At 53.2% G+C, this 16,849-nt stretch carries 10 protein-coding genes; 3 read left to right on the top strand and 7 right to left on the bottom strand.

Features of this window, described 5'->3' with window-relative positions; translation table 11 throughout:
* Positions 1-2: 2 nt before the first annotated feature.
* From cobA to HHO50_RS10640, 4 genes are all read right to left on the bottom strand, one after another.
* Entirely contained in the window at positions 3-815 is an 813-nt protein-coding gene (gene cobA, locus HHO50_RS10655) for a uroporphyrinogen-III C-methyltransferase (RefSeq protein WP_181306009.1), read from the bottom strand.
* 210 nt (positions 816-1,025) lie between these two features.
* Entirely contained in the window at positions 1,026-2,303 is a 1,278-nt protein-coding gene (locus tag HHO50_RS10650; protein ID WP_181306008.1) for a sulfate adenylyltransferase subunit 1, read from the bottom strand.
* 314 nt (positions 2,304-2,617) lie between these two features.
* A complete protein-coding gene (gene cysD / locus HHO50_RS10645; RefSeq protein ID WP_181306007.1) occupies positions 2,618-3,526 on the bottom strand; it encodes a sulfate adenylyltransferase subunit CysD in 909 nt (302 codons plus the stop codon).
* 20 nt (positions 3,527-3,546) lie between these two features.
* Positions 3,547-4,296 (bottom strand): phosphoadenylyl-sulfate reductase, encoded by a 750-nt coding sequence (locus HHO50_RS10640; protein ID WP_181306006.1) that lies wholly within the window; start codon positions 4,294-4,296, stop codon positions 3,547-3,549.
* 528 nt (positions 4,297-4,824) lie between these two features.
* Here HHO50_RS10640 and HHO50_RS10635 point away from each other — a divergent pair.
* Positions 4,825-6,138 (top strand): leucine-rich repeat-containing protein kinase family protein, encoded by a 1,314-nt coding sequence (locus tag HHO50_RS10635; protein ID WP_181306005.1) that lies wholly within the window; start codon positions 4,825-4,827, stop codon positions 6,136-6,138.
* Positions 6,139-6,373: 235 nt separating this feature from the next.
* Complete coding sequence (locus tag HHO50_RS10630) at positions 6,374-8,158, top strand: glycoside hydrolase family 15 protein (RefSeq protein WP_181306004.1); 1,785 nt, start codon at positions 6,374-6,376, stop codon at positions 8,156-8,158.
* An 841-nt stretch (positions 8,159-8,999) separates the two neighbouring features.
* Here the strand turns inward: HHO50_RS10630 and HHO50_RS10625 are convergent.
* Positions 9,000-11,183, bottom strand: a complete 2,184-nt coding sequence (locus HHO50_RS10625) for a bifunctional alpha,alpha-trehalose-phosphate synthase (UDP-forming)/trehalose-phosphatase (RefSeq protein ID WP_181306003.1) — start codon at positions 11,181-11,183, stop codon at positions 9,000-9,002.
* A 319-nt stretch (positions 11,184-11,502) separates the two neighbouring features.
* Here HHO50_RS10625 and HHO50_RS10620 point away from each other — a divergent pair, with 319 nt between their 5' ends.
* Positions 11,503-11,781, top strand: coding sequence for a hypothetical protein (locus tag HHO50_RS10620; RefSeq protein ID WP_181306002.1), 279 nt, complete (start codon positions 11,503-11,505; stop codon positions 11,779-11,781).
* A gap of 61 nt (positions 11,782-11,842) precedes the next feature.
* Here HHO50_RS10620 and HHO50_RS10615 read toward each other — a convergent pair whose 3' ends face one another.
* Both HHO50_RS10615 and HHO50_RS10610 read right to left on the bottom strand, forming a co-directional pair.
* Positions 11,843-13,066, bottom strand: coding sequence for an RtcB family protein (locus HHO50_RS10615; protein WP_181306001.1), 1,224 nt, complete (start codon positions 13,064-13,066; stop codon positions 11,843-11,845).
* A gap of 412 nt (positions 13,067-13,478) precedes the next feature.
* A complete protein-coding gene (locus HHO50_RS10610) occupies positions 13,479-16,754 on the bottom strand; it encodes a S41 family peptidase (RefSeq protein WP_181306000.1) in 3,276 nt (1,091 codons plus the stop codon).
* Between the last annotated feature and the right edge of the window lie 95 nt (positions 16,755-16,849).

The following is a 16,849-nucleotide window of genomic DNA, read 5'->3' as shown; positions in this document are numbered from 1 at the left end:
TATTATTGAAGTACCAAACCCATCTGTTCAGAGACCGGCTTGAAGTAATGTTCTCTACTTGGGTTGTTGGTGAACCACTTGAATTCCTGGTGCAGGCTCACCACTTTGCCTATGATCACGAGCGAGGGCGATACAAACGCCTTTCCACCCAGGTTCTTTTCATAGGCATACAGGCTGCTGGTTTGCACGTGCTGCAAGGGCGTGGTAGCCTGCTCCACTACCGCCAGTTGTTTCTCTTCTGAGATGCCGTGGCGCGTGAGCTTTTCCACCACCTCGGCCAGCCGCTCACTGGACATGTAAAACACCAGCGTGTCTTCGGTTTGGGCTAACTCTTGCCAGTATTCCTCAGTAAGCTTGCTGTAGGTGTAGTAAGTCAAGAAGCGTACGGCGGTAGAATGCTGCCGCGCCGTGAGCGGAATGCCTGCGTACGCCGCCGCTCCCAACGCTGCCGTAATGCCCGGTATGATTTCATACTCAATCCCGTGCGCTACCAGGCTTTGCAGCTCATCCAGTACGTTGGAGAAGATGGAAACATCGCCGCCTTTCAACCGCAGTACTTGTTTTCCCAACAGGGCATATTCCACCAACAGTTCATTGATGGTGGCCTGCGGCGTGGTACCATGGCTGCGGCATTGTTTGCCCACGTACACGATCTCCGCCGATGGCGCCGCATAGCTTTGCAGGATTTCGGCACTTACCAAGCGGTCTACCAGAATTACCTCGGCCTGCCGCAACGCTTTTACCGTCTTCACGGTGATCAAATCAGGATCGCCGGGGCCGGCGCCTGCTATGATCACTTTTCCTTTCTGTGGCATAAGACCTCACCCCAACCCCTCTCCCGCAGAGAGGGGCTTTTTGTTTAAGTTGCTAATTACTTTTATCGCTTGCCAAGAGCTTTCACAAACTTTAGCCGAGCAGCGTTTTCCTTCTACTTTCGGGAAAAAGGGCCCAAAACGCTATATAGGCAGGAAGAACCAATTCCACCAACCCCTCTCCCGCAGAGAGGGGTTGGGGTGAGGTCTTTCTCAGATTTCAGGCCAGAAAGGCTTCTCCTGGGGTTCGGTGGTGATCATACACGCGCCTACGGTCACGTTGCTGGTTTCATCAATTAAGATGGCCCCGCCGTTGGCCCTCAGTTTTTTGTAGGAATCAAACGCAATAGGCGACGCGGTTTTGATGACCGCTTTCACCACATCATTCAAACCAGCCGACACCGGGGATAGTTCTTTTTCCAGAGTGTTCACGTTCAGTTTGTAGTGCAGTTCTTTCACCACGCAGCGTACGTTGCGGCTGTTGATCTGGAGCAGGTAGCGGTTACGGGGCGCCAGCGGCGTGCTGCTCATCCAGCACAAGACCACTTCAAATTCCTGGGCCACCTGCACCGGGGCGTCCTGCTTCACAAGCATGTCACCGCGGCTGATGTCCACATCGTCTTGCAGGTGCAACACCGCGCTCTGCGGCGCGAAGGCCTCTTCCACTTCCTCGCCGCCTACTTCCACGGCTGAAATGGTGCTCTCTACGCCCGAGGGCTGCACCACCACTTTGTCGCCTTTGCGGTAAATGCCACTGATGATTTTACCGGCGTACCCACGGTAATCAGGCAATTCCTCGGTCTGGGGACGGATGACGTACTGCACCGGGAAACGGCCCTGGGTGAGGTTGATGTCTTCGTGTACCTCCACCGTTTCCAGCAAACCTAACAGCGATTCGCCTTCGAACCACGGCATGGTCTGGGCTTTCTCCACAATGTTGTCGCCGTTGAGCGCACTGATGGGAATGTAGGTCACATTTTTCAAACCCAGAGATTTAGCCACCTGTGAGTAGTCAATCACAATGTTGTTGTAGATTTCTTCTGAGTACTTCACCAAATCCATCTTGTTGATGGCGACCACCACGTGCGGCAGGTTCAGCAACGACACAATGATGGAGTGACGGCGGGTTTGCTCCACCACCCCATGGCGGGCATCAATCAAGATAATGGCCAGGTCTGAGTTAGACGCACCCGTCACCATGTTGCGGGTGTACTGGATGTGGCCCGGCGTATCTGCGATGATGAATTTGCGCTTAGGCGTAGAGAAGTATTTGTAGGCCACGTCAATGGTGATGCCCTGCTCCCGCTCTGCGCGTAAACCGTCGGTCAACAAAGCCAAATCCACCTGACCTTCTTCGCGGTTCTTGGTGCTCCGTTCCATGGCTTCCAGCTGGTCTACCATGATGGATTTGCTGTCATACAACAAACGTCCAATCAACGTGCTTTTGCCATCGTCTACGCTCCCGGCGGTTAAAAATCTTAAAATATCCATTTTAAATGAGTTCTGAGTCTTGAGTGCTGAGTCATGAGTTTGTTTTAGGGCTGTTTTCTTGAAAACAAGCTAAAAACAGCTTTTAAGCACGGGCCTCCATTTCTTCTATATTTCATGTATCGGCTGCGCCGAAATTCTTTTTTTACTGTTTGGCTGCTGCCTTCCTAGTTTGCATGAACACCTCACCCCCTGGCCCCCTCTCCCACGGAGAGGGGGAATTCTACTTTACCGTTTTCAGCCCTTTTCCGCAGAACAGGCCGAAAACGCATCTGCGGGGCTCCCCTCTCCGTGGGAGAGGGGCTGGGGGTGAGGTCCTAGAAGTACCCATTTTTCTTGCGGTCTTCCATGGCAGCTTCAGAGGCGCGGTCGTCAATGCGGGTCTGGCCGCGTTCGCTGGTGTTGGTGGCAATGATTTCGTTGATGATGTCATCCAGGGTAGAGGCTCTGGACTCAACGGCGGCGGTACAGGTCATGTCGCCCACGGTGCGGTAACGGACTACCTTGCGGGCAATCACGTCGTCGTCGTGCAGTTGCACAAACTCGTTGGTGGCTACCAGGCGGCCTTCAAACTCCAGCACCTCGCGCTCATGGGCGAAATAGATGGAGGGTAGTTCGATTTTCTCGCGACGGATGTAGTTCCAGATGTCTAGCTCAGTCCAGTTGCTGATGGGGAACACGCGCACGTTTTCGCCTTTGTTGATTTTGCCGTTGTAGGTGTTCCACAACTCTGGGCGCTGCAACTTAGGATCCCAGGAGCCGAACTCGTCACGCACCGAGAAGATACGCTCTTTGGCGCGGGCTTTCTCTTCGTCCCGGCGGGCACCGCCAATACAGGCGTCAAAGGCAAACTCCTCAATGGTATCCAGCAAGGTGTAGGTCTGCAACCCGTTGCGGCTGGGCAACTTGCCTTTCTGCTCGGTGAGGCCTTTGGCTTTGATGGTGTCTTCCACGTGGCGCACAATCAGCTTCTCGCCAATCTTATGGGCCAGGTAATCTCTGAAGGCAAGGGCTTCCTGGAAGTTATGGCCCGTGTCAATGTGCACCAGCGGGAAAGGAAACTTGCCGGGTCTAAAGGCTTTCAGCGCCAGATGCACCAACACGATAGAGTCTTTTCCACCGGAAAATAAGAGAGCCGGACGCTCAAACTGCCCTGCTACTTCTCTGAAGATGTGGATCGCTTCTGATTCCAGCTGATCTAGGTAATCTAATTTATATGAACTCATAGGTACTATGTCTATTCTTTCTACTTAACCAGTTCCGGGGCAACCGGAGCCGGCGATTCAGATACGTGCAAGCCACACTCTTTTTTGCTGGCATCTTCCCACCACCAACGGCCGGCCCGGAAATCTTCGCCCGGCTGGATGGCGCGGGTACAAGGGGCACAGCCAATGCTGATGAAGCCTTTGTCGTGTAGTTTGTTGTAAGGGATATTGTGTTGCTTGATGAACGCCATCACTTCCTGGGTAGTCCAATACAACAGCGGGTGAAACTTGATGAGTTGGTTCCCTTCGTCCCACTCAAACTTAGGCAAATCGCTGCGGCCCTGGGAGTGCTCGGCCCGGAGGCCGGTAATCCAGACAGCGTTACCAGCCAGCGCCCGCTTCAAGGGTTCTACTTTTCTGATATGGCAGCAGTCTTTGCGGTTCTGGGGAGACTCATAAAAGGAGTTAGGGCCGGTGTTGTGCACAAAATCCTCCAGTTGCTCATTGTTGGGGTAGTACGCCTTGATGCGGGTGTTGTACGCCTCATTGGTTCTGCTCCACACAGAATAGGTCTCTGGAAAAAGGCGGCCGGTATCTAACGTAAAGATACTGATGGGGAAATGGTTCTCCAGGATTTGGTGGGAAATCACCTGATCCTCAAAGCTGAAGCTGGAAGAGAACGTCACCTCACTGGGGTAACGGCTCACCAGCAGCGCGAAAGTCTGGTCTATGGTTAAGCCTTCTGTCTCTTGTATAAGTTGAGACACCTGCTCTTGTGATGAAGAGGCCATGGCAAGAAAGTACTAAGTAAGAAGAATTGAATTAGAGGGTGCCGTATAGGCAATAGAATTTTGTTGAAGCTAAGGATTAGCAACAACAGCAGCAGGAGCTGCAACAGCAGAAGCGCATTCGCTTTATGTGAGAAGAATAGACCATGTAGTCTGATATCTGGCTGTTTTAAAAGATGACGCAAAGATAGGGGCCGAATTTTACAAATCAAGTTTCCCTATCAATTTAGTAGAGTTTACCAATTAAAAATCAGCAGGTTTCCCTGCCTATTGTTACGCATCTACTAACGAACAATCTAAAGCATTAACGCAATCTCAATTACTGAGTTTCTTTTTTAGGCTAATTTCCTTAAAGGAACGCGAAAACGCCTGCTTCATGAATAAAACCAATCCACCTCCCTGAAAAGTTTCCCTATAAGCAGCTTTATATGTACCTACTTGTAAATAATTAAAAGGCTATAAATCTGCCCTTGCAGATAAAATACATACCGCCGCAATGGCTACCTTCACAGCCGGATATCTTCTGTTTTCATGCACACCTTAGAACAATTACAGGCCGGTGAACTGGCAGGCGCCACCAGAGTAAAACTTTCCTGCGGTTTAACCGAGGTTCCCTCAGCGATTTTTGACCTAGCCGAAACCCTGGAGATCCTGGACCTTTCCGGCAACCACCTGACCTGCCTGCCCAATGCCTTTACCCGCCTGCAGCACCTGCGCATCGCGTTTTTCTCAGACAATGACTTCACCGTGTTCCCCGAGGCGCTGGGCAAACTTCCCCGCCTGGAAATGATTGGGTTCAAAGCCTGCAAGATTAGCCACATAGCCGAAGACGCAATTCCCCCCACCACCCGTTGGCTTATTTTGACCAACAACCAGATTGCCGAATTACCAGCCTCTATTGGCAAGTGTGCCCGCATGCAAAAACTGATGCTGGCCGGAAACAAATTGAAATCCCTTACCCCAGAGTTGGCTTCCTGCCAGAACCTGGAGCTTTTCAGGATATCGGCTAACCAGATTACCCATCTCCCAGATTGGTTGCTCGCGCTTCCACGCCTTTCCTGGCTGGCTATGTCGGGGAATCCCTGCAACCCACCGGTTCCCACCGCTACAGAATTATCCGAAATTCCTTGGCAAGACTTGGTGCTGGAGGAGCAATTGGGCGAAGGCGCATCTGGTATCATTACGCGGGCTCATTGGCAAAACCAGGCAAATTCTACCCAACAGGTGGCAGTGAAAGTTTTCAAAGGCGAAGTAACCAGTGATGGGTTGCCTGAAGATGAGATGCAGGCGTGTCTGCGGGCCGGAGCGCACCCCAACCTGGTGCAGGTGCTAGGCAAAATCACGCAGCACCCCGCGCAGAAGCAAGGCTTGGTGTTAGGGTTGATCCCGGCCGGATACCGCAACTTGGGAGGCTCGCCCAGTTTTGAATCCTGCACCCGTGATGTCTATGCCGAAGGTACGGTATTCACGCTGGAAGAAGCTATCAGCATTTCGGCAGGCATTGCTTCCGCGGCAGCGCATTTGCACGCCCGCGGCATTTCGCACGGCGACCTTTATGCGCACAACACTTTGGTAGATGCGACTGGTCATCCGCTTTTTGGAGATTTTGGGGCTGCCACGGTCTATAACCAGGACAATACGGCCTTAGCTTCTGCTTTGGAACGGTTGGAAGTTCGTGCCTTTGGGTGTTTGCTGGAAGAGTTGCTTGATCATCTCACTCCTCAGGACATGGCGCAGGAACGGGCTCAAAACCTTCTCCTATTAAAGCAGGATTGTATGCAACCAGAGGTTCAGAACCGGCCTGATTTTGCGACCATTGTGGAGCAAATAGCATCTAATTCATAGGAAGGAATGCAAGACTAATTGAAATAGGTGCAAGGTTTGGGGGTGTGAACAGTCATTAGGTGTTCAGCAGACTACCTACTAAAAGAAGGAGCGTTTCAAGCTTGTTTATTGAGAAACATGCTTAAAACGGAGCCTAAAACCCGAGGCAAGTAAAAATCAGGAAACCTCTATACGTTTAATACGGTACATGTAATTTCAGACACCCACTGGCAATCCACCTATCTGTAGAACCCGTATGGCGAAACATACCTATGACATGGGGCTGATTGGCAACTGCGCCTATCTTGCCCTCATCCACAAAGACACCAATATTGAATGGCTCTGCTGGCCCCGCTTTGACAGCAGTTTTGTATTCGGCCCCATGATGGACCGGCAGAAGGGCGGCGAATTCTCCCTGAAACCCGATGCCGAGGACTTTACGTCGCACCAGTATTACGTGGAGAACACCAACATTCTGTGCACCGAGATCACGTGCCAGGAAGGTTCTTACCGCGTCACCGACTTCGCCCCTCGTTTCAGGCAGCACCAGCGCTACTACAAGCCCTTGATGCTCATCAGGAAAGTGGAGCCGATGTCCGGTTCTCCGCGTATCAAAGCTATTTGCCAACCGGTGGGCAATTATGGGCAACTGGAATTAAAGCGCCGCCGCAGCAGCAACCACATCGCGTTCTTGGGCTTGGACGAGGAAGTGCGCCTGACGACCAACGCTTCTTTGAGCTATATTCTGGAAGACCAGCCATTTGTGCTGAACGAGACGCTGTACTTTGTGGTGACCTACGGCGCGCCGCTGGAGGCCAACCTGGAAAGCACCTCAGAGGAATTCCTGCGCCAGACTACCCGCTACTGGCGCATGTGGGTGAAAAACACCAGCATCAGCAACTTCTTCCAGGAGCAGGTCATCCGGAGTGCCTTGGCCTTGAAAATCCATCAGTACGAAGACACCGGCGCCATCATTGCGTCGCCTACCACCAGTTTACCGGAACACCCCGGTAGCGGCCGGAACTGGGATTACCGCTTCTGCTGGATGCGCGACACGTACTACATCCTCAATGCGTTCAACAACATCGGGCACTTTGAGGAGATGGAGCGGTATTTCCATTTCATTGCCAACATCACGGCCAAAGACACGCAGCGCTACCAACCGCTCTACTCCATCAGTGCCCAAAGCAAACTCACCGAGATTGAACTGGAACTGGACGGCTACCTGGGCAACAAACCCGTGCGCATCGGGAACGATGCCTACACGCACATTCAGAACGATGTCTACGGCCAGATTCTGGTAGCCCTGCTCCCGCTCTATGTAGACCGACGCTTCAATGACGCCGAACGGATTGAGTCACAGAAACTCATCTACAAGACGCTGTACAAAATTCGCGACACCATGCACGAGCCCGATGCCGGTTTGTGGGAGTTCCGGGATTTTGCGCAGTACCATTGCTACACCTACCTCTTCCACTGGGCCGGAGCCTCGGCGGCCGCCAGCGCGGCCCGCTACATGGGCGACGAGGAACTGGGCCAATTGGCCACCAAACTCATGGACGAAGCCGCCGCCAAGATAGAGGAATGCTTTGACCCCGCGCAAGGCGTGTACACGCAGGCCATCGGGAAAAACCACATGGACGCCAGTACGCTGCAGTTGATTATGATGCACTACCTGGATCCTGCCTCGGAAAGAGCCAAAACCCACCTGGAGGCTATGGAGAAAGAACTCAAAACCCCTGAGGGACTCTTCTACCGTTACAAACACGCCGATGACTTCGGCGTGCCGCAAAGCACCTTCCTCATCTGTGCCTTCTGGTACATTGAGGCGCTGGCTTGCGTGGGCCGCGTAGAGGAAGCCACCGCAGAGTTTGAGAACATCTTGCAGTACACCAACCATTTAGGCCTGCTCAGCGAAGACGTAGACTCCAAAGATGGCAGCCAGTGGGGTAACTTCCCGCAGGCGTACAGCCACGTGGGTTTGCTGAACGCCGCCTACCGCATCTCCAAACGGCTGGACAAACCATCGTTCCTGTTATAAAAGCAGTAGCACTCTAACAGAAAGGGCTCGCCAATTGGCGGGCCCTTTCTGTTATTTACCAACCTTACACCATCCGGCCGGTGGTTCCCGGCGAGTCTGGAGACTCGCTTCATCCTTTGTCACGAGACTGGAGTCTTGCGCCAGTTAACTCTAAACCTGTGAAGTCTCCAAGACCTCATAGGTTTCTGCGTTTCCGGCCTGGTTTCCGCAAAACAGGCCCAAAACGCATCAGTGGGGCTCCTCTCTTCGGGGAAGGGAGTTAGGCTATTTCCTGCGGAAGGTCAGTGGTTTATTACAGTTATTGGATGGTATGCGACTTAGCGGGAAATGGCGGAGGAGTACCCACACCTCTACGCCTCTGCAGGAGAATAGGGCTATACCTACTATGGCGCGGAAGTCCAATTAAAATAACAAGAACCCACCTGCAAACTGCTGCTACTTTCGCCAGTTCCAGTCTTCCCCGAGCGCGCCTCGCTTTTGGCCATGGATAGACTTCTACTAAGAAGAACAGACTCCTCAGGCCGAAAGGGCAGTGCGAGAGGGGAAGACGGGGCCCCGCGGCCGTGAGCGCATACCGCCAAAGATGAAACAATACAGTATTTGCACCCACGGAACAAACAGAAAAGCCAAGGGAACAGCATATTCCAAGCGCCCACCAATACCTACGCAACAAGCGGCCAACCCAAGGGAACACCGTAAGGCGTGCTCCAACCAATCGCTCTAAAGAAGTTAGACCCAGGCAGAAGCCAAAGTGCAGAAAGGAACTGACAAAGGGTATGAGTCATCACTGTTTTCGCCTACTTTTCACAAAAACAGGCTAAAAACAGGCTTGTAGCCAGGTTTACTCTTCCACAGCACACATGGCCTGTAAGAGCAGGCGCACCTCTTTGGTGTTGTCCACATTGAAACGGGCCAGGGAGCGTTTGCTCCCTACCTTAATGGTGTAGGCCTCCTTCGGCATTATCTTGAACATATCCTCATCGGTGCGGTCATCGCCAATGCCCAGCAGGAACCCAGGCGGGTGCTCTTCCAGCCAGTTCAAGGCGGCCAGCCCTTTGTTCACCTCCACGTTCTTGATCTCCAGCACCTTGTTGCCCTCCATGACCTGCAGGTTTATGTTGGAGGCCAGGTACTGCAAATGGTTGCTCAGTTCCCGGGCACGCAACTCGCCCAGGCCCGGGTCTACTTTTCGGTAGTGCCACACCAGGGAGTAGTCTTTTTCTTCAATGAAAGAACCCGGCGTGCGGCTGACCAACAGTTCCAGAATAGGCCTGATTTCTTTTTTCCAGCCGCTGGAGAGCTGATGCAGCATCTGCCACTCCTTCCCGCGCGCCCGGCCCCATACCCCATGTTCCGCGATGATGTCCACGTCCAGGTGCCCCAGCCATTCTTCCAGCGTAGCCCGGTCCCGGCCACTGATGATGACGACCTTGTTGTTTTCTTCCTGGGCCAGGCACCCCAGCACCTGCAGCAACTCCTCATCTGGGCTGGCGTGCTGGGGATTGTTGGTGAAAGAGGTAAGCGTGCCATCGTAATCCAGGAACAGAATGCGCTGGTTGGCCTTGCGGTACGCCTCCAGAAGCTCGTCCCGTTCTTCCGCAGACAAGTATTGGGTGGCCATGCTCATCTGCTTCAGCTTGATGTACTCCAGCCGGTTCATGAAAATGTTCACCCAGTGGTGTATGTCATAGTGCTTGATAATGGCCTGCATGTGCTGTATTCTGAGTTTCTGTTCCTCCTCTGGCATTACCATGGCCTCGCGCATGGCCTGCACCAACTTGCCCAAGTCATTGGGGTTAATGAGAAGGGCATCTGACAATTCACGGGCGGCACCGGCCATCTCGCTTAAAATCAAGACGCCTTTCTGGTCTAGCTTGCTGGCCACAAATTCTTTGCAGACCAGGTTCATGCCGTCGCGCATGGGCGTCACCAGGGCGATGTCTGCCAGGGCGTACAACGCCGATAGCTCCTCAATGGGGAACGAGCGATAAAAGTACTGGATGGGGTTCCAGGTGATGGTACGGTAAGAGCTGTTGATGCGGCCCACCAGTTCGTCAATGGTTTCCTTTAACTCCCGGTATTTCTCCACCTGGTCACGGGAGGGCACTACCAGCATGAACAACGTTATTTTCTCCCGGAACTCTGGATGCTCGTGCAACAGTAATTCAAAGGCTCTGAGGCGCTGCGGAATGCCTTTGGAGTAATCCAGGCGGTCAATGGACAGCATCACTTTCTGGTCATGCAGGGCTTCACGGTACTCGGTCAGTTTTTCCTTCATCTCTTCAGAAGCGGCCAGGGAAGCGTATTTTTCGTAGTCAATGCCCATGGGGAAGGCATCTACCATGATCTGGCGGTTGCCGTTGTCTATAAGGCTCTGCGTGATGCTCCAGCCCACAATGCGGCTCACCGAACTCAGGAAGTGCCGGGCATCGTCATAGGTGTGGAAACCCACCAGGTCGGCACCCAGCATGCCTAGTAAGATCTGCTCGCGCCAAGGCAGCAGCCGGAACACCTCAAACGACGGGAACGGAATGTGCTGGAAAAAGCCGATGGTGCTGTCTGGCAACTTCTCCCTGACCAGGGCTGGCAAAAGGAGCAATTGGTAGTCGTGCACCCAAATGGTATCACCGGGCTGGGCGTGCTCCATCACGGCCTGGCAGAACTTGCGGTTCACCTGCTGGTACGCCTCCCAGTAAGAATCATCATACACCGCGTATTGGCTGAAGTAATGGAAAGAGGGCCACAGGGTCTCGTTGCTAAATCCTTCGTAGAAATCCCGGATCTCACTTTCCGTCAGGAAAACCGGTTGCATGCTTTGTTCAGACAGGTCTTTGGTGACCTGGTCTTGCTCGGCGGCATCGGTGAAGAAAGTACCGGGCCAGCCAATCCAGATGTTGTCATCGGTTTTATAGATGGAACCTAACCCCGTAGCCAGGCCTCCTTCGCTGGTCTCGTAGGCCAATCCGTTTTCGGTGCGCTGAACTTTGATGGGAAGTCGGTTAGAGATGATGATCGTTTTAGGCATCGTACATGTTTTGGTAAAGTAGACAAGGGGCGAGGATGAGGATTTGCTTCCCTCCTCTGCGAAAGCGGTAAGCCACCTTCATTTCCTGCAAAGCCCCTCTTTATATTTACTCATTTGCACGCGTATAGGTTAAAAATATAAGAAAAATACCATACCCACCTACCCCTAGCCGCTGCCTTGCCCAAGGCGAGGGGAACCCTTCACCGCCCCTGGGGAAATAGGAACTTGTAATTCTGAGATCAAAGGAAAGGCTAGAACAGGGCAGGCACTTTGAAGGCTCCCCTTATAGGAAAACTTTTGCTAACGGCGTAGTCAGGGATTGGAAATCCCGAACAGCAACTTTTTAAAATTCCCTACAAAATTAGCTTGGCAGGGATGGGGGACGTTTTGGGCACGTTTTCTGAAAAATATGCCCAAAACAGCTTTTTTGGGTGAAGCTGCGCAAAAGCTCCCCTCCTACTTTAGAGCTTGTTTAAATTTCAGGTTTGCCGGCGAAAATGGCCAGAGAAAGGTTCTGCGGAAGCGTTTTTTGAGCCGCGTAGCAGCGCTACGGGGCGAGAAAAAGGCGAACGCAGGTTCTTTTTATGGCCGTTTGTAGCGCAAAAATGAAATTTAAACATGCTCTTAGGAGGAGTTGGGGGTGGTTACCTTCGCCGATCTTAATCTTTGTAAGGGTCATACACATCTTCCCCGGCCATGGCCACGCCCAAGGGTTTAAGCGTGTGCAGAATCTTGATGGTGTTGCCTTGGTACTTGAGTACGTCTTCCAGTTTCTTGTAGGCCTCGGGAGCCTCATCGGCCCCGGCGCCCCGGAGTTCTATGCCTCTGGCTTTCATGCGCTGCTGAACGGCCTCAAAATCTACCAGCCCCGGCGAGACGACGGTTTTCCGCTTCACGCCTTTCTTGTCTCTGATCCACTTGGTTTTACCGGCGGCGGCCCTCCGGCTAAGCAAACGACCCGCTCCGTGCACGGTGGAATACAACCCCCGGACGGAAAGTTCGTTCTCCACCCCTTCAATAATGACGGAATTGTCAAACATATTGGCCCCGATGAAGCCTTTCTGGCCGGGGAACGCGGGGGTACAGCCTTTGCGCACCACCCAGTAATTTTCGCCCTGGTGTTTTTCAAACCACGCGAAATTGTGGTGGTTGTGGATGACTTCGGTAGCCTTGGCCCCTAAGATGCCCAAGACCTGCTCCACTACCACATCCCGTCCGGCATAAGCGTACTCGCCCGCCAGATGCATGGCGGCGATGTAGTCCTGCCCAAGCGCAGAATCAATGTCAAACAGAATGGGAGGGGCATCCATGGAGCCTTCCTTGGCTTTGTCAAAAAAGCTGAGCCCCTGCGAAAGCGCGATGAACCCCGAGGCCGTCTTATGCCCGAACCCTCTGGAACCGAAGTGCACGCCCACCCACAGATAGCCCTTCTCGTCCTCAAACAAATCAACGAAGTGGTTGCCGCTGCCTACGGTGCCCAGTTGTTCGGTGGCCACTTTGCGGAGTTCGCGCTGGGGCTTGAACTCGGCTTTTTTGATATGCTCCAACACGGGATGGTCAATGCGTTGGGGATTAGGTCTGCCCACGCCAAACCCGATGGTGCGTACGATCTCGTCCATCACCCGGGAGATTTTCACATCGGCCGCCCTGATATCGGTGCGCACGGCTTTGTTTCCGCAGCCAATGTCAAAGCCTACCCCAGAAAGGGAGACTTTGTTTTTATAGGCCACGGCCCCGCCGATGGGATGCGCGTACCCGTAGTGGGCATCGGCGGTGAGCACGCCCAGGTCTTCTTCGCCCACGCACCGTTTCAGCTGCTCAATGGCACTCTGGTCAATGATTTCCTCCCCGAAGACGGTGATGTTGTTCTGCACAATAGCCATGGTTTGCAAAATTGGTGGTAAAGGCTATACGTGAAAACGGCCTTGCGTTTTTTACCTGTTTTTGGAAAAACAAGCAGAAAACAGAAAACCCACTCTTCTGGAAGTGGGCTTCTCCTTGGGTTTATACTCAATACCTGACCAGGGGCTGCATGAACCTTTCAGGTCAATTCATCATCTTCCGCAGGAGACCTCAGCCCCGCTGATGCGTTTTGGGGCTGTTTTACGGGAAACGGGCGTAAAACGCGAAAACCTGTGAGGTCTTGGAGACCTCACAGGTTTAGAACCGTTCTGCGGAAAACAGGCTTGAAACAGTATTGGCGTAGACACTCGTAGGAGCTGCGCGCAGGTATTGTAGGGTGATCCAATAAAATACTGGCGCACGGCTTGCCTTTCCAATTCGCCTAAAGATCTTTTACTTCTTGGCAGGCAATTCTGACAGCAGCACTTCCACGGCTTTCTCCAGTTGCTGGTCGCGGCCTTGGGCTACTACGGCTGGGTCGTTGGCTACTAGGTAGTCTGGCTCCAATTGGGAGTTCTCCAGGAACTTGCCACCGCTTAAGGTGCGGTACCCAATCTGCGGAATCCCGAAGACCATGGTGGGGTCAATCAAGGTTTCCCACCACACAAAGGTACCGGTTCCGGCCACGGGCATCCCCACGGTTTTACCCAGGCCCAGTTCTTTGTACAGTACCGGGAAGATGTGCGCGTCTGAATAGTTGCTTTCGTTCATGACCACGATAGATGGTCTCGTCCATTTGTTGCGGGGCTCGTCTGACAGGTGCTGGCCGCGGGGAATAAACTCGGCATATTGCTTGGTGTTCAGGAAGCTGATGAGGTCGTCGTGCAGGTTTCCGCCGCCGTTGGAGCGGGTGTCTACCACCAGTGCTTCTTTGGTGGCGTTTTTGCCCAAGGCTTCTTCATACACCGTGCGGTAGCTGGCATCGTTCATGCCCCTGATGTGCACATAACCCAACCTTCCGCCAGATAAGCGGTCTACTTCTTTGCGACGGTTCTCTACCCAGCGCTGGTACAGCAGTTCGCTCAACTCGGGGCCCGAGATAGGCTTTACCGTTTCTTCCCAGCGTTTCTTGGTTTTCTCGTCAAACAAAGAAACCAGCGTGTATTTACCAGACTTCCGGTTCAGGAGCTGGTCTACATCGGTGTTGTCTTCAATGGCTTGGCCGTCAATTCTCTCAATGACCATGCCCGGCTTCACCTTTGAGCTGGCCCGGTCAAACGGACTCAGGTTGATGACCTCTTTCACTTTGAGGCCCCGGCCAGTGTATTGCTCGTCATAGAACAAACCCAGGGAAGCCGTCGCGTCTGGATTAGTAGCCCGATGGCTGTAACGCCCGCCCGTATGCGAGGCATTCAACTCGCCCAGCAACTCGCTCAACAAATCAGAAAAGTCATAGTTGTTGGCGATGTGGGGCAGAAACTGGCGGTAATTTTCAGTATTGGCTTTCCAGTCTACGCCGTGTAGGTCTTTCACGTAGAACTTCTTTTCCAACTGCCTAATCACGTGGTCATACATGTAGGCGCGCTCAGCGGCGGCGTTCAGGTTCATTTCGCCGTTCACTTTGAGCGTCTCTTGCTTGCCGGTTTCGGTATCCACCTTCAGGATTTTGCCTTCGGTTAAGACAAACAGGTTCTTTCCGTCTTTGCTCATGACCATGTCACCGCCCCTTGCGCCCAATTTGGCCAGCAGTTTGGTGTCATTGTCGCGCAGGTTGGTGACCCACAGGTCATAGCCTTTCTCGAAGCGGCTCAGGTAGAACATGCGGTCGCCTTTGGCGGTCACCACGGCGTCTGCCAAGTCTGAGGAAGTAGCGGTTAAGCGGGCTTTGCGTTGAGGCAGATTGTCCAGTTCCAGGGTCATGCCCACCGGCGCAGCGGTCTTAGACTTCTCGCCTTTTTTTCCTTTGGCTTTGGGGTCAGACTTCTCGGTCTGGGCGGCGGCTTCGGTTTCGCGTTTCTCCAGGTCTTCCAGCAGCGTGAAGTCTTCTTTGCTCAGTTTGAAGCGGTCAAAACCGTCTTGCGTAGTGAAGAGCGCATAGATATCGCCGGTGCCGGAGTTGTTTCCGTTGCCTCTCAGCCCTTCGCGGTTAGAGTAATACGTGATCATCTTGCCTCCCATCATCCACTGCGGATTGCGCTCGGCGTAGCCGCTCTGGCTCAGGTTAATTACTTCTCCTTTGCCGCTGGCTGAAATCATGCCTACTTCGCCAATCCATTGCTTGGCCTGGTTGTACTGCACCAAAAACCACTTGCCGTCCGGCGACCATTCAAAGTGTTGGTCTCCGTCTGAGTACGAGTAATTATTGGAGTTCCCCAGAATGGTGCGCACCTGTTTGGTAACCTTGTTCACTACCTTTAGCGTCACGCGCTCTTCCAGGTACGCTACTTCTTTGCCGTCTGGCGAGTATGCCGGTTGGAATTCCTCTGCCGCTGTAGCAATAACCGGCTCTTCCTTCAAAACCGTGGAAGCGTAGAAATAAGGCTCGGCGCTCCGCACCAGACTGGTTTCATAGATGTTCCAACTGCCGTCGCGCTCACTGGCGTACAGAATCTTACGCCCGTCTGGCGAGAAACTGACGCTCCGCTCCTGCTCTGGCGTATTGGTGATGCGCCGCGTAATGCCGCCTTCCACTGAGGAAACAAACACTTCGCCCCGGTTCACAAACACCACTTCCTTGCCGTTCGGCGATACCTCCATCTCGGTCATGCCACCGGAGATGGGCAATACCGTCTCGGGGTTAGAGCGGATGTCTGAATACAGTTGGATGGCTACTTTCTGCGGTTGGGCACCGGGCTTTAAGGTATAGATTTCGCCGTTGTAGGTGAAAGACAGAACCCCGTCTTTGGAACCGCTCAGGTGGCGTACCGGGTGCTTGGTGAAGTTGGTGACCGCCGTGCTTTGCCTGGGGTTTTGCAAACTCATCTTCCGCACGTTGAAGGTGCCGTTGGGCTGCTCACTCAGATAATACACGTCCTGCCCGTTCGGCCCGAACACCGGCTGACGGTCTTCGCCCACATTGTCGGTGAGTTTGGTGTGCTGCTTGGTTTTGGTGTTGTAGCTCCAAAGGTCACGGGCAGAGGAAGAGGTCTGGTGTTTCCGGAAGTTATTTTCCAGGCTCTTTTTGTCTTGGTAGACCAACATATCGCCGGCGGCGCTGTATTTGGCGGCCTCGGCGGGCGTAGTCAAGAGCATGGCGTTTCTTCCGCCGCCCAGAGAGACACTGTACAGTTCAGAGAACGTGGCGGAAGGGAACATGGCGTTGGAAGCCGCATCTAGCCGTGCCGAGGTAAAAAGCACGCTCTTTCCGTCTGGGGTGAAATCGGTGGGTACGTCAGAGGAAGAATGGAACGTGAGGCGTTTGGTTGCGCCGCCCTGGGCAGGCATTACAAACACATCAAAGTTTCCGTAGCGGTCAGAGGCAAAGGCAATCTGCTTTCCGTCCGGCGACCACACGGGCATGTACTCGTAGCCCTCGTGCATGGTTAACGGTGTGGCGTTCCCTCCTGCGGCAGGTACTTTGTAAAGATCTCCTTTATAACTGAAGACAATGGTTTGCCCGTCTGGTGAGATGGCGGGGGTATTGAGCCAAAGGGGAGTTTGGGTTTGGGCCATGGCACCCATGCTACTGGCGCAGCAAAGAGCCAACACGGCTAGAAACCTCTTTTTCATGATGTAAGCGGTTGTTTGTTAGATTGGAATACTAAATGTAACCATTTGTTAAACGGGATTCAAATTTCCGTTTTGGGGCTGTTTTCCAGAAAACA

This window comes from Rufibacter sp. XAAS-G3-1 (assembly GCF_013623775.1).
Taxonomy (GTDB): domain Bacteria; phylum Bacteroidota; class Bacteroidia; order Cytophagales; family Hymenobacteraceae; genus Nibribacter.
This window is presented reverse-complemented; position numbering and strand designations above follow the sequence as displayed.

Excerpts from the sequence above, each read along its gene's own strand:
- HHO50_RS10635 (WP_181306005.1), top strand. The coding sequence starts at position 4,825 with ATGCACACCTTAGAACAATTACAGGCCGGTGAACTGGCAGGCGCCACC.
- HHO50_RS10640 (WP_181306006.1), bottom strand. The coding sequence starts at position 4,296 with ATGGCCTCTTCATCACAAGAGCAGGTGTCTCAACTTATACAAGAGACA.
- HHO50_RS10650 (WP_181306008.1), bottom strand. The coding sequence starts at position 2,303 with ATGGATATTTTAAGATTTTTAACCGCCGGGAGCGTAGACGATGGCAAA.
- cysD (WP_181306007.1), bottom strand. The coding sequence starts at position 3,526 with ATGAGTTCATATAAATTAGATTACCTAGATCAGCTGGAATCAGAAGCG.
- cobA (WP_181306009.1), bottom strand. The coding sequence starts at position 815 with ATGCCACAGAAAGGAAAAGTGATCATAGCAGGCGCCGGCCCCGGCGAT.
- HHO50_RS10630 (WP_181306004.1), top strand. The coding sequence starts at position 6,374 with ATGGCGAAACATACCTATGACATGGGGCTGATTGGCAACTGCGCCTAT.
- HHO50_RS10625 (WP_181306003.1), bottom strand. The coding sequence starts at position 11,183 with ATGCCTAAAACGATCATCATCTCTAACCGACTTCCCATCAAAGTTCAG.
- HHO50_RS10615 (WP_181306001.1), bottom strand. The coding sequence starts at position 13,066 with ATGGCTATTGTGCAGAACAACATCACCGTCTTCGGGGAGGAAATCATT.
- HHO50_RS10610 (WP_181306000.1), bottom strand. The coding sequence starts at position 16,754 with ATGAAAAAGAGGTTTCTAGCCGTGTTGGCTCTTTGCTGCGCCAGTAGC.